Origin of the sequence: Streptomyces sp. NPDC006435, from assembly GCF_040612315.1 — a bacterium.
Taxonomy (GTDB): domain Bacteria; phylum Actinomycetota; class Actinomycetes; order Streptomycetales; family Streptomycetaceae; genus Streptomyces.
This window is the reverse complement of sequence record NZ_JBEXPY010000002.1, coordinates 1-12721: the sequence shown is the minus strand read 5'-3', so window position 1 is coordinate 12721 and position 12721 is coordinate 1. Positions and strand designations below refer to the sequence as shown.

General features: G+C 71.8%; 11 protein-coding genes. 4 read left to right on the top strand and 7 right to left on the bottom strand.

The annotated features are described in order from the left end of the window. Positions 1-111: 111 nt before the first annotated feature. Entirely contained in the window at positions 112-972 is an 861-nt protein-coding gene (locus ABZZ04_RS02150) for an SDR family oxidoreductase (protein ID WP_356930271.1), read from the bottom strand. A gap of 108 nt (positions 973-1080) precedes the next feature. On the opposite strand from ABZZ04_RS02150, the gene ABZZ04_RS02145 reads away from it, so the two are divergent. Continuing rightward, positions 1081-1485 (top strand): helix-turn-helix domain-containing protein, encoded by a 405-nt coding sequence (locus ABZZ04_RS02145; protein ID WP_356930270.1) that lies wholly within the window; start codon positions 1081-1083, stop codon positions 1483-1485. 32 nt (positions 1486-1517) lie between these two features. Here ABZZ04_RS02145 and ABZZ04_RS02140 read toward each other — a convergent pair whose 3' ends face one another. The 6 genes from ABZZ04_RS02140 to ABZZ04_RS02115 form a co-directional block, all read right to left on the bottom strand. After that, a complete protein-coding gene (locus ABZZ04_RS02140) occupies positions 1518-3473 on the bottom strand; it encodes an APC family permease (RefSeq protein ID WP_356930269.1) in 1956 nt (651 codons plus the stop codon). A gap of 112 nt (positions 3474-3585) precedes the next feature. Beyond that, the gene (locus ABZZ04_RS02135; protein WP_356930268.1) at positions 3586-4653 is read right to left on the bottom strand and encodes a 2-oxoacid:ferredoxin oxidoreductase subunit beta; all 1068 of its coding nucleotides are present in this window, start codon (positions 4651-4653) and stop codon (positions 3586-3588) included. Further along, on the bottom strand, positions 4646-6601 hold the full coding sequence (locus ABZZ04_RS02130; protein WP_356930267.1) for a 2-oxoacid:acceptor oxidoreductase subunit alpha: 1956 nt from the start codon (positions 6599-6601) through the stop codon (positions 4646-4648). Before ABZZ04_RS02130 ends, ABZZ04_RS02135 begins: the two co-directional genes overlap by 8 nt. A 407-nt stretch (positions 6602-7008) precedes the next feature. Next, entirely contained in the window at positions 7009-7683 is a 675-nt protein-coding gene (locus ABZZ04_RS02125; RefSeq protein WP_356930266.1) for a response regulator transcription factor, read from the bottom strand. A gap of 237 nt (positions 7684-7920) precedes the next feature. After that, complete coding sequence (locus tag ABZZ04_RS02120) at positions 7921-9276, bottom strand: sensor domain-containing protein (RefSeq protein ID WP_356930265.1); 1356 nt, start codon at positions 9274-9276, stop codon at positions 7921-7923. 113 nt (positions 9277-9389) lie between these two features. Further along, entirely contained in the window at positions 9390-10610 is a 1221-nt protein-coding gene (locus tag ABZZ04_RS02115) for a sensor domain-containing protein (RefSeq protein WP_356930264.1), read from the bottom strand. A gap of 201 nt (positions 10611-10811) precedes the next feature. On the opposite strand from ABZZ04_RS02115, the gene ABZZ04_RS02110 reads away from it, so the two are divergent. The 3 genes from ABZZ04_RS02110 to ABZZ04_RS02100 form a co-directional block, all read left to right on the top strand. After that, on the top strand, positions 10812-11219 hold the full coding sequence (locus ABZZ04_RS02110; RefSeq protein ID WP_356930642.1) for an NADH-quinone oxidoreductase subunit A: 408 nt from the start codon (positions 10812-10814) through the stop codon (positions 11217-11219). After that, entirely contained in the window at positions 11210-11923 is a 714-nt protein-coding gene (locus ABZZ04_RS02105; RefSeq protein WP_356930263.1) for an NADH-quinone oxidoreductase subunit B family protein, read from the top strand. The genes ABZZ04_RS02110 and ABZZ04_RS02105 overlap by 10 nt, the downstream gene beginning before the upstream one ends. After that, positions 11920-12721: NADH-quinone oxidoreductase subunit C (locus ABZZ04_RS02100; RefSeq protein WP_356930262.1), on the top strand; the 802-nt coding region annotated here is incomplete at its 3' end. The genes ABZZ04_RS02105 and ABZZ04_RS02100, both read left to right, overlap by 4 nt.

Below are 12721 nucleotides of genomic sequence, written 5' to 3'. Positions count from 1 at the left end.
CGCCGGGGCGCCGACCGGCCGCCGGGGCGCGCGGGAGGCGCCCCGGCGGCCGGGATTCCGGCCCGCGGGGAACCCGGCGATGCGTCCGGCGATGCGCCCGGACCGTCGCGGTCACGCCGCGGCGACGGCCTCGGCCACGGTCTCGGCGAGCGGGGTCGTGGGGCGGCCGATCAGCCGGGCCAGGTCGCCGCTCGTGCCGGCGAGCCGACCGCGCCCGATCGCCTCGTCGACATCGACGAGGATCTCCGCGAAGAACTCGGGCACACCGGCGCCGACCAGGATCTCCCGGTGCTCGGCGGCGGGGACGTTCCGGTACGCGATCTCCTTGCCGGTGGCCCGCGCGATCTCGGCCGCGTACTCCGCCAGCGACCAGGCGACGTCACCGCTCAGCTCGTAGGCCGCGCCGATGTGGCCCTCGCCGGTCAGTACGGCGGCGGCCGCGGCGGCGTAGTCGGCGCGGGTGGCGGAGGCGACCCGGCCCGCGCCCGCGTTGGCGACGACCGCGCCGTGCGCCAGGACCGGGGCGAGGTTGGCCGTGTAGTTCTCGGTGTACCAGCCGTTGCGCAGGAAGGTGTGGGGCAGGCCGGATTCGAGGATCAGCCGCTCGGTGGCCCGGTGCTCGTCGGCCAGTCGGAAGTCGGCGTCGGGGCCGCCCAGGATGCCGGTGTACGCGAGCTGGGCGACGCCCGCCTCCTTGGCCGCCCCGATGACCGCGGTGTGCTGCGGCACGCGGCGGCCGACCTCGCTGCCGGAGATGAGCAGCACCCGGTCACCGGCCCGGAAGGCGTCCTTCAGCGTTTCCGGCCGGTCGTAGTCCGCGACACGGAGCTCGACGCCGCGCCCGGCCAGCGGGGCCGCCTTCTCCGCGTCGCGCACGACGGCGGCGATCCCGCTCGCGGGCACGGTGGCCAGCAGCTCCTCGACGACGAGACGGCCGAGCGCTCCGGTGGCTCCGGTGACGACGATGCTCATGGGTTTCTCCTCCTGGGGGTGGCGCCCGTACCTGTCAGGGCTCCTGGAACTCACCGTAAGACGTGCACTTACCAATCGAAAGTACCCACTTTGAAGTAAGGTACTGGCATGGAAGTGAGCAACCGGGGCCGGTGGCCCGGAGTGATGGCGGACGGGCAGATGTGCCCCTCCCGGCTGGTGCTCGAACACGTCACCAGCCGCTGGGGCGTCCTGATCCTGATCGTGCTGCTGGAGCGCTCGTACCGGTTCAGCGAACTGCGCCGCGAGGTGGGCGGCGTCAGCGAGAAGATGCTGGCCCAGACCCTCCAGACGCTGGAGCGCGACGGCTTCGTGCACCGGGACGCGAAGCCCGTGATCCCGCCCCGGGTCGACTACTCGCTCACCGACCTGGGCCGGGAGGCCGCCGAGCAGGTGGAGGCGCTGGGACGCTGGACCGAGAACTGCCTGGACGCGGTGCGGGCGGCGCGCGAGGCGTACGACGCACAGAAGGCAGACGCCTCGCGCGCGCCGTAGCTCCTCCGCACGCCCCGCACGGGCCCGCGGGTTCAGTCCGGCTGGGGTGCGCGGCCCTCCTCCAGCGTGCGCAGCGCACGCGACACGTCGAACGGCAGGATCGTCACCGCCACGTGCGGCAGCTGCGCCAGCGTCTTGGCCAGCTGCTCGCCCGTGCCCCGGTGCAGCAGCTTGCCGAGCACGTTCGTGTACATCCGCCGCGGCACCAGCACCGTCAGCCCCGTCGTCCCGTCCTGCGTGGTGCGGACGGCCAGCTCCTCCATCGCGTGGCGCAGCCGCCGGTCCGGGCAGGCCACCAGTTCCAGGGGTACGGACGTGGCGGCCGTCGCCTCCCAGCGGGCGGCCAGCCGCCGGCCGTGCGCCTCGTCGATCGCGAAGTGCACGGCCCTGATCTCGTCCGGGCGAAGCTCGTGCGCGTACCGCAGCGCCTTGATCGTCGCCAGGTCGAGCGTCTCGACGAGGACGAAGACCAGGTGGCGGCGGTCCCGGGGCCGGTCGGCCCCCGGCGCCTGGAGGCTCTGGAGCGCGGCGGCCTCGCGCCGGTACTCGCGGTTGATCCGCGTCAGCGCCCACACGCCGAGCGGGAAGACCACCACGACCAGCCAGGCCCCCTCGGTGAACTTGGTGACCGCGAAGATCAGCACGACCGCGGCCGAGATGACCGCGGCGAGCCCGTTGACCGCGATCTTCGTCCGGCGGTACGGCTCGCGACGCCGCAGGTGGTACGCGGTGAGCCCGGCACCGGCCATGGTGAAGGCGGTGAACACGCCGATCGCGTACAGCGCCACCAGCCGGTCCACACTGGCGTCGGTGACCAGCAGCAGCGCCGTCGAGACGACGGCCAGTGCGACGATGCCGTTGGAGAACGCCAGCCGGTGTCCGCGCCGGGTCAGCTGCCGGGGCAGGAACCGGTCCTCGGCGACGAAACTGGCGAGGAACGGGAAGCCGGTGAACGGGGTGTTGGCCCCGGTGTAGAGCACCAGCGCGGTCGCCAGCTGCACGAAGACCAGCCCGGCCGTCCCCGGCATCCCGTCGCCGAAGGCGAGGTGCGCCTCCTGCGCGATGACGGTCGGGGTGCCGTCGACGTACGGGACGGCGTGGGTGAAGTGCGCCAGCGTGGAGACGCCGAGGACCAGGACGCCGAGCACGCAGCTCATCGCGATCAGGGTGCGGCGGGCGTTGCGGCCCTGCGGTTCGCGGAACGCGGAGATGCCGTTGGAGATCGCTTCGAGGCCGGTGAGGGACGAGCCGCCGTTGGCGAACGAGCGCAGCACGATGAAGAGCGAGGCGCCGTACAGCCAGCCCTCGCCGGGGGTGCCGAACGGCACGGCCCCGGCCGCGTGCGGGTCGGCGTGCGGCAGCCCGCCCGTCAGCTCGCGCAGCACGGCGACGACGAGGACGAGCCCGACGGCGGCCATGAACAGGTAGGCGGGCAGCGCGAAGGTCCGGCCCGCCTCGCGGATGCCGCGCAGGTTTCCGTACGCGAGCAGCACGATGACGCCGACGGAGACCGGGAGTTGGAGGTGGTCCAGGCCGGTGAAGTCGTTCCCGACCAGGTGGGCGAGCGAGATCAGCGCGTTGGTGCCGGCCGAGACCTGCACGGCGACGGTGACGATGTAGTCGACGAGCAGGGCGACGGCGGCGATCTGCGCGACGTTCGGCCCGAAGTTCTCGCGCGCGACGACGTACGAGCCGCCCGCCCGGGTGTAGATCATGACGACATCGCTGTAACAGAGCGTCAGGAGCAGCAGGACCAGCAGGATCGCGCCGGTCACCGGCATCAGCAGGGTGAAGGCGGCGGCTCCGACGACGGGCACGAGGACCCGGAGCATCTCCTCGGAGCCGTACGCGGACGAACTGATGCAGTCGGAGGCGAGGACCCCGAGCGCCGTGCGGTTGCTCAGCTTCTCCTCGCTGATGCGCTCCGTGGTGAGGGGCCTGCCGAGCAGACGTCGTTTGATGCGGTACGCGGGGCGGTCGGGGGTCATGGCGCCATGGTGCGCGCCGACCGGGCCGGGTCCAGGGACGTCGTCGCCGGACGGGCCGTGGTGTGGCCCGTCCGGCGGGACGGCGATGGGCGGGTGGTGCGGGTGGTGCGGGTCAGCCGGCGACGGTCCAGTTGTCGTTGCCGGCCAGGAGTGCGCCGAGGTCGCCCTTGCCGTGCTGTTCGACGGCGGTGTCGAGCTGTTCCGCCATGAGGGTGTCGTAGACGGGGCGCTGGACGTCGCGCAGGACCCCGATGGGGGTGTGGTGGAGGGTGTCGGGGTCGGCGAGGCGGGAGAGGGCGAAGGCGGTGGTCGGGGAGGGGTTGTGGGCGTCGTGGACCAGGATGCGGTTCTCGTTGTCCGGGGTGACGGTGACGATGTCGAGATCGCCGGTGTCGGGGTTGCGGACGATGCCCTGGGTGTTGTCGGTGCCGAAGCGGATGGGCAGGCCGTGTTCCAGGCGGATCACGGCCTGCTGGGCCCGGTCCTTGTCCTTGAGGGCTTCGAAGGCGCCGTCGTTGAAGATGTTGCAGTTCTGGTAGATCTCCACCAGTGCCGTGCCGGGGTGGTCGGCGGCGGCGCGCAGTACGCCGGTGAGGTGTTTGCGGTCGGAGTCGATGGTGCGGGCGACGAAGGTGGCCTCGGCTCCCAGGGCGAGGGAGACGGGGTTGAAGGGGGCGTCGAGGGAGCCCATGGGGGTGGACTTGGTGATCTTGCCGACTTCGGAGGTGGGGGAGTACTGGCCCTTGGTCAGTCCGTAGATCCGGTTGTTGAACAGGAGGATCTTGAGGTTGACGTTGCGGCGCAGGGCGTGGATGAGGTGGTTGCCGCCGATGGACAGGGCGTCGCCGTCGCCGGTGACGACCCAGACGGACAGGTCGCGGCGGGAGGTGGCCAGTCCGGTGGCGATGGCGGGGGCGCGGCCGTGGATGGAGTGCATCCCGTAGGTGTTCATGTAGTACGGGAAGCGGGAGGAGCAGCCGATGCCGGAGACGAAGACGATGTTCTCCTTGGCCAGGCCGAGTTCGGGCATGAAGCCCTGTACGGCGGCCAGGACCGCGTAGTCGCCGCAGCCGGGGCACCAGCGGACCTCCTGGTCCGACTTGAAGTCCTTCATGGACTGTTCGGCCTCGGCCTTGGGCACCAGGTTCAGGAGCTGGTTGGCCACGTCGGTGTCAGGCATCGATGGCCTCCTTGAGGGCCGTGGCGAGTTGTTCGGCCTTGAACGGCATGCCGTTGATCTGGGTGTGGCTGTGGGTGTCGACGAGGTATGCGGCCCGGATGAGGGTGGCGAGCTGGCCGAGGTTCATCTCGGGGATGATCACCTTGTCGTAGCGGGCCAGGACGTCACCGAGGTTGCCGGGGAAGGGGTTGAGGTGGCGCAGGTGGGCCTGGGCGATGGGGTGGTTGTCGTTGCGCAGGCGGCGGACGGCCGCGGTGACGGGGCCGTAGGTGGAGCCCCAGCCCAGGACCAGGGTCTTCGCTCCGTCGGGGTCGTCGACAGTGATGTCGGGGACGGTGATGCGGTCGATCTTGGCCTGGCGGGTGCGGACCATGTGGTCGTGGTTGGCCGGGTCGTAGGAGATGTTGCCGGTGCCGTCCTGTTTCTCGATGCCGCCGATGCGGTGTTCCAGGCCGGGGGTGCCGGGCACGGCCCAGGGACGGGCGAGGGTCTCGGGGTCGCGTTTGTAGGGCCAGAACACCTCGGTGCCGTCGGCCAGTTCATGGTTGGGGCCGGTCGCGAACCGGACCCGGAGGTCGGGCAGTTCGTCGGGCTCGGGGATCTTCCAGGGCTCGGACCCGTTGGCGAGGTACCCGTCGGACAGGAGGAAGACCGGGGTGCGGTACGTCAGCGCGATCCGGGCGGCCTCCAGCGCGGCGTCGAAGCAGTCCGCCGGGGTCTTCGGGGCGACGACCGGGACGGGGGCCTCGCCGTTGCGCCCGTACATGGCCTGCAGCAGATCGGCCTGCTCGGTCTTGGTCGGCAGCCCGGTGGACGGGCCGCCGCGCTGGATGTCCACGACCACCAGCGGCAGTTCCAGGGAGACGGCCAGCCCGATCGTCTCGGACTTCAGCGCCACACCCGGCCCGGACGTGGTCGTCACCGCCAGCGAACCACCGAACGCCGCACCCAGCGCGGCCCCGATCCCCGCGATCTCGTCCTCGGCCTGGAAGGTGCGCACACCGAAGTTCTTGTGCCGGGACAGCTCGTGCAGGATGTCGGAGGCCGGCGTGATCGGGTAGGACCCCAGATACAGCGGCAGGTCCGCCTGCCGGGCCGCGGCGATCAGCCCGTACGACAGCGCCAGATTCCCCGAGATGTTGCGGTACGTGCCCGCGGGGAAGGCATGGGCGGCCGGGGCGACCTCGTAGGAGACGGCGAAGTCCTCCGTGGTCTCCCCGAAGTTCCACCCCGCCCGGAACGCGGCCACGTTCGCCTCGGCGATCTGCGGCTTCTTCGCGAACTTGCGCCGCAGGAACGCCTCGGTGTTCCCGGTCGGGCGGTGGTACATCCACGACAGCAGGCCCAGCGCGAACATGTTCTTCGAGCGCTCGGCCTCCTTGCGCGACAGGCCGAACTCCTTCAGCGCCTCGACCGTCAGCGTCGTCAGCGGCACCGGATGCACCCGGTAGCCCTCCAGCGACCCGTCCTCCAGCGGGGAGGTGTGGTAACCGACCTTCGCCATCGGGCGTTTGGTGAACTCGTCGGTGTTCACGATGATCTCCGCGCCGCGCGGCACGTCGTCGATGTTCGCCTTCAGCGCGGCCGGGTTCATCGCGACCAGCACGTCCGGCGCGTCCCCCGGCGTGAGGATGTCGTGGTCCGCGAAATGCAGCTGGAACGACGAAACCCCCGGCAGGGTCCCTGCGGGGGCACGGATCTCGGCCGGGAAGTTCGGCAGCGTCGACAGATCGTTCCCGAACGACGCGGTCTCCGAAGTGAAACGGTCACCGGTGAGCTGCATACCGTCCCCCGAGTCACCCGCGAAACGGATGACCACCCGATCCAGGCGGCGAATCTCCTTGTCGCCTGCTCCGGCGTGATCGGAGCGGGGGGCGCGCTGTCCACCGACGAGCGCCTCGCTGGCCTCATCGGCCTGTTCGGCTGGGCTACTGACCTGGCTGGTCACTGAACTGGACCTCCCTCGGGGCGGCGGCTCGGGACCGGCCGGCCCGCCGACGGTCCCCATGGCCCACCCTACGACTGCAAGGGTCCCCTTCCCCGGACCGATCACATGATGGACGTGATCTCGGGACGCGAATCGATCCCTTTTTGTCGCGTTTTGTATGCCCCTCGGCCGCCCGCCGAGGTCTTCACGGACTCATCCTTTGGTGCTAGGACCCCCACCGCTCCCGCCGGCCTCGACCGGGGTTGGACCGGGGGTGGGCCGGAACGCGTGCGGGCTTCGATCCGGGCGGGCGGTTCCGAGGGGCGGCACGTTATCTGACAGGTCGTCAATTATCCATGGAGGTACGACCGCATCGCACGGGGCGCGGCCGAGTCGCCGTGTGCCGCACGGGTCCGGCCGCGGGCGGGTCAGGAGTTCAGGTATGTCAGGACCGCCAGGACGCGCCGGTGGTCCCCCTCGCTGGGTGACAGCCCCAGCTTCAGGAAGATGTTGCTGACGTGCTTCTCCACCGCGCCGTCGCTCACCACCAGCTGCTTGGCCACCGCGGAGTTCGTCCGGCCCTCCGCCATCAGTCCGAGGACCTCGCGCTCGCGCGGCGTCAGCCCGGCCAGGACGTCCTGCTTGCGGCTCCGGCCCAGCAGCTGCGCCACCACCTCCGGGTCCAGCGCCGTACCGCCCTGCGCCACCCGGACCACCGCGTCCACGAACTCCCGGACCTCGGCCACCCGGTCCTTCAGCAGGTAGCCCACGCCCCGGCTGGACCCGGCCAGCAGCTCGGTCGCGTACTGCTCCTCCACGTACTGCGACAGGACCAGGACCCCGATCCCGGGGTGTTCCTTCCGCAGCCGCACGGCCGCCCGCACCCCTTCGTCGGTGTGGGTCGGGGGCATCCGCACGTCGGCGACCACCACATCGGGCAGGGCGTCCTGCCCCGCCAGGTCGCCCACCGTCCTGATCAGGGCCTCGGCATCCCCGACCCCGGCGACCACCTCGTGCCCCAGATCGGTCAGCAGCCGGGTCAGCCCTTCCCTGAGCAGCACCGAATCCTCGGCGATGACCACTCGCACCCTGTCCTCCACCATGAAGCCGCGTCCCCCACTGGTCCGTCTCTGCTGTTCGGTCCCGTTCGTACGGTCCCCAGCATCCCAGTATCGGTGGCGCGGTGTTCTCTTCGTCCTGTTGTGCTTGCGGGCTTCGTCCTGTTGCGCTCGCGGGCGCCGCACGGACCCCCGCCGTCGTACGGGCCTCTCGTCGTACGGGCGCCCGCCGCCGTACGGCCGGCCCGCCGCCGTACGGGCCTCTCGTCGTACGGGCCCGGCTCAGCCGCGCCAGGGCAGCTCGGCGGTGATCCGGGTCGGGCCGCCCTGCGGGGAGTCCACGGCCAGCACGCCGTCCACCGCGTCCAGCCGCTCGGTCAGCCCGGCCAGCCCGCTGCCCGTCGAGGGGTCGGCGCCGCCCCGGCCGTCGTCGGTGACCTGGAGCATGAGCCGGTCGCCGGTGCGCCAGACCTCGACGGAGGCGTGGGTGGCCCGGGCGTGCTTGCTCACGTTCTGGAGCAGCTCGGAGACGGTGAAGTACGCGATGCCCTCGATCGCCTGGGCCGGGCGGTCGGTCAGGTCCACGGTGACGGTGACCGGGACGGTGCAGCGGGAGGCGATGGCGGAGAGTGCGGCGTCGAGGCCGCGGTCGGTGAGGACCGCGGGGTGGATGCCGCGGGCGAGGTCGCGGAGTTCCTGGAGGGCGATCTTGACCTCGCCGTGGGCCTCGTCGACCATCCGTGCGGCCGCCTCCGGGTCCGCGGTGAGTTTCTCCTTCGCCAGGCCCAGATCCATGGCGAGGGCGACGAGGCGGGCCTGTGCGCCGTCGTGGAGGTCGCGTTCGATGCGGCGCAGGTCGGCGGCGGCGGTGTCGACGACGACCCCCCGGTCCGACTCCAGCTCCGAGACCCGGGTCGCGAGCCGGGACGGGCCGAGCAGCCCGCGCACCAGGGCCCGGTCCACGCCCGCCAGCGCCCGGACGACCCACGACATGACCAGCAGGAGCACCAGGCCGATCGCGAAGGACAGCACCAGATCGACGGGGGTGTCGATGGACGTCGTGTGGTTGCGGTCGGAGTACAGCTGGATGCCGTCGCGGGTCAGGTCCGAGGGGAGGGCCCAGTGCCACAGCGGATACGTGACGACGACCCAGCCGCAGATCCAGAGCGGCACCGCGAAGGAGAAGGCGATCAGCGTCCACGGCAGGTGCAGCAGCGTGTAGAGCAGATGCCGCCAGGACGTCCCGCTCTTCAGGGACGCGCCCATCCACGACATCGGGCCGCCGGTGGCCCCGCGCACCGGCGCCGGGGCCGCCACGTCCACCCCGAGCAGCGCCCGCGCCCGCGCCCGCTCCAGCACGCCGAAGCCCCGGCACAGGGCCAGCGTGCCGGCCAGGATCGGGACCCCGAGGAAGGTGACCAGGGTCCCCACGCCCAGGGACATCAGGACGATCGAGAAGCTGAACAGGACCAGGCTGATCGGCAGGCTCAGCACCAGGTACGTGACCTCGCGCCAGGTCCTGGCCTCGAACGGGGCCCGCAGCGCGGCGGGCAGCAGTCTCTTCAGCGGGGAGACCTCCCCGGGACCGGCCCCGGACCGCTGGGGGTCCCGCGTGTCCGGTCCGTATGCCGTGGCCATGAGTGTGTCCGTTTCCTCTCGGTTCCTGCTGCTGCTCGGGGTGCCGGCGGTGCGTGTCGCCGGTGTGTGCTGTTGCCGACGCGGGTGGGGCGCCGTCGTGGCCGGTGCGGGTGCTAGCCGTGCCGGAGGCGCTCGGCCCCGGCCTTCCTCGACTTCGACGCGCCGCTGTCGCGGTCGCGCCAGGGCAGCTCGGCGGTGACCGTGGTGGGCCCGCCGACCGGCGAGTCCAGGACGAACAGCCCGTCCACGGCGCCCAGCCGTTCGGCCAGCCCCGCCATCCCCGTACCGCCGTCCATACTGGCGCCGCCCCGGCCGTCGTCGGTGACCTGGAGCATGAGCCGGTCGCCGCTGCGCCAGACCTCGACGGTCGCCGAGCGTGCCGCGCTGTGCTTGCTCACGTTCTGGAGCAGCTCGGAGACGGTGAAGTACGCGATGCCCTCGATCGCCTCCGCGGGACGCTCCGGCAGGTCCACACCGACGGTGACCGGGACGGTGCAGCGGGAGGCGATGGCGGAGAGCGCGGCGTCGAGGCCGCGGTCGGTGAGGACCGCGGGGTGGATGCCGCGGGCGAGGTCGCGGAGTTCCTGGAGGGCGATCTTGACCTCGCCGTGGGCCTCGTCGACCATCCGTGCGGCCGCCTCCGGGTCCGCGGTGAGTTTCTCCTTCGCCAGGCCCAGGCCCATGGCGAGGGCGACGAGGCGGGCCTGTGCGCCGTCGTGGAGGTCGCGTTCGATGCGGCGCAGGTCGGCGGCGGCGGTGTCGACGACGACCCCCCGGTCCGCCTCCAGCTCCGCGATCCGGCGCTCCAGCTCGTCGGAGGGCGAGAGCAGCCCGCGCACCATCACCCGGTCCACGTTGCCGAGGAACCGGGTGACGTACGGGAGCACCGGCCACAGCACGATCAGGCTCACCAGCGTCACCCCGAAGGCGACCACGCCCCAGGGCAGCCGGATGAAGCAGTACAGCACGGCCCGCCAGCCCACCGGGTCCTTGATGCTCGACCACAGCCACGGGAAGAACCCCGTCTCCCGGCGCGACAGGACCATCGGGCTCGGCTCGTCGATCCGGACCCCGAGCAGCGCCCGCGCCCGGCCCCGCTCGGCCCGGCCGATCAGCCGCGCCCCGTGCAGCGAGACCGCGAGCAGGGGCAGACCGACCACGGTGACTGTGAGCGCCACGCCGACACCGATCATGCACACCGCGTAGACAAACCAGACGATGGTCAGCGGCAGGTCGGCCAGGAGGTGGCCGATCTCCTTCCACGTCCACCGGTCGGGGATGATGCGGGCGGGCGGTGGCCGGTCTTCGTCCGGCACCTGGGGGCTCATGGTCATGCGTCCAGCCTGCCGGTACGGATCGGCGCACGCCATGGGGCTCATGGGTGGGGTGGGGTGGGGATAACCCCACCCCGGCGCATTCCCGGAGGACTCTTTTGCCCGATGCGGCTGCTTACCCTCCCTTTAACAGGGCCTAGACTCCCGTGCGTACGGATCACCGGACGGATTCCAGGGGAGCGAGGGGCGGACGTGGCGGACCTGCCGGACCTGCCGGAATCGACATCGGCCGTTCTCGCGTCGGACTACTTCGACGGATATTCGGTGGTCGGACTGCTCGCCGTGATCGGCGTGCTGTTCGTCGCCGTCGCCTTCGGGGCCGGCCGACTGCTGCGCCCCGTGGTGCCGACACCGGAAAAACTCCTGACCTACGAATGCGGCGTGGACCCGGTGGGCGAGGGCTGGGCACACACCCAGGTCCGTTATTACGTCTACGCCTTCCTGTACGTGATCTTCGCCGTCGACTCGATCTTCCTGTTCCCGTGGGCGACGGTATTCGCCGCGCCGGGATACGGGGCGACGACGCTGATCGAAATGTTCATCTTCCTCGGTTTCCTGGCCGTGGGACTGCTCTACGCATGGAAGAAGGGCGTCCTGGAATGGACGTGACCAGCACGCCGGACGACGGGGGAGCCGAGCAGCAGCCCGTGCCGACCTTCCTGCCGGAGCCCAAGCGGCTCGGCGTCCTGTCGCGCCTGGCACCCGAGCCGATGAAGGTGGTCCTGAACTGGGGCCGCCGCTACAGCCTCTGGGTCTTCAACTTCGGACTCGCCTGCTGCGCCATCGAGTTCATCGCCGCCTCCATGGCCCGGCACGACTTCATCCGGCTCGGCGTGATCCCGTTCGCGCCCGGCCCGCGCCAGGCCGACCTGATGATCGTCTCCGGCACGGTGACGGACAAGATGGCCCCGGCCGTGAAGCGGCTGTACGAGCAGATGCCCGAGCCCAAGTACGTCATCTCCTTCGGCGCCTGCTCCAACTGCGGCGGCCCGTACTGGGACTCGTACTCCGTGACCAAGGGCGTCGACCAGATCATCCCGGTCGACGTCTACGTCCCCGGCTGCCCGCCCCGGCCCGAGGCGCTGCTCCAGGGCATCCTCAAGCTCCAGGAGAAGATCGCCCGCGAGTCGCTGGGGGAGCGGTACGCGACGGGCGGCGGCGGCCGACCCTCCACCGCCGCACTGCGCAGCGGCCTGGTCTCCGCCCCGGAAGCCCCGCAGACCCCGGAGGCTCCGGGAACCTCGCAGACCTCGGAGGCCCCGCAGGTGCCGGGGGCGGAAGCCCCGCAGACCCCGGGAGAGGACCGCGCATGACCGGCAACGACGTCGCCGACGCCCACGACCGGCTGCCGGACGCCGCCGCCGAGTTCTTCGGCGAGGGCGCGACGGCCGAGCACGCCCACGAGCTGCTGACCGTCGACGTACCGGCCGCCTCCTGGATCCCCGCCCTCGAAACGGCCCGCGACCGGCTGGGCTGCACCTACTTCGACTGGCTGAGCGCGGTCGACGAACCGGGCACCGGCTTCCGGGTCTGCGCCCATGTCGTGGCCCTGACCGGCAAGGGGGTCCGGCGGCTCCTGATCCGTACGACCGTTCCGCACGAGGCCGCCGTCCTGCCCACGGCCGTCGGCGTCTACGCGGGCGCCGCCTGGCACGAGCGCGAGACCCACGAGATGTTCGGCATCGACTTCGAGGGGCACCCGCACCTGGTGCCTCTGCTGCTGCCCGAGGGGTTCGAGGGCCACCCGCTGCGCAAGGACTTCGTGCTGGCGGCACGCGTCGCGAAGGCGTGGCCGGGCGCGAAGGAGCCGGGAGAGTCGGAGCACGGCGGCGCGAAGCGGCGCACGATGCTGCCGCCCGGCGTCCCCGACCCGAACGAGTGGGGCCCCCTGAAGGGGCAGCTCCCGCCCGCCCCGTCCCGCCCGGCCCGCACCCCGCGCGCGGCGGGCGACCGCCCCGTGCGCCGCAGCCGCAGCGCGAGCGAGGGCTCGGCGGGCCAGCGCGCCGCGACGGCCGCCCCGGAGACGGGTGCTCCGGAGACGGGCGCTCCCGAGGCCGCCGCCCCGGATGCGGGTGCCCCGGCGGTGGGCGCCCCCGGCGCCCCCCCCCGAC

Coding starts and splice junctions, on each gene's coding strand:
- ABZZ04_RS02150 (WP_356930271.1), bottom strand. CDS start 972: ATGAGCATCGTCGTCACCGGAGCCACCGGAGCGCTCGGCCGTCTCGTC.
- ABZZ04_RS02145 (WP_356930270.1), top strand. CDS start 1,081: ATGGAAGTGAGCAACCGGGGCCGGTGGCCCGGAGTGATGGCGGACGGG.
- ABZZ04_RS02140 (WP_356930269.1), bottom strand. CDS start 3,473: ATGACCCCCGACCGCCCCGCGTACCGCATCAAACGACGTCTGCTCGGC.
- ABZZ04_RS02135 (WP_356930268.1), bottom strand. CDS start 4,653: ATGCCTGACACCGACGTGGCCAACCAGCTCCTGAACCTGGTGCCCAAG.
- ABZZ04_RS02125 (WP_356930266.1), bottom strand. CDS start 7,683: ATGGTGGAGGACAGGGTGCGAGTGGTCATCGCCGAGGATTCGGTGCTG.
- ABZZ04_RS02120 (WP_356930265.1), bottom strand. CDS start 9,276: ATGGCCACGGCATACGGACCGGACACGCGGGACCCCCAGCGGTCCGGG.
- ABZZ04_RS02115 (WP_356930264.1), bottom strand. CDS start 10,610: ATGACCATGAGCCCCCAGGTGCCGGACGAAGACCGGCCACCGCCCGCC.
- ABZZ04_RS02105 (WP_356930263.1), top strand. CDS start 11,210: ATGGACGTGACCAGCACGCCGGACGACGGGGGAGCCGAGCAGCAGCCC.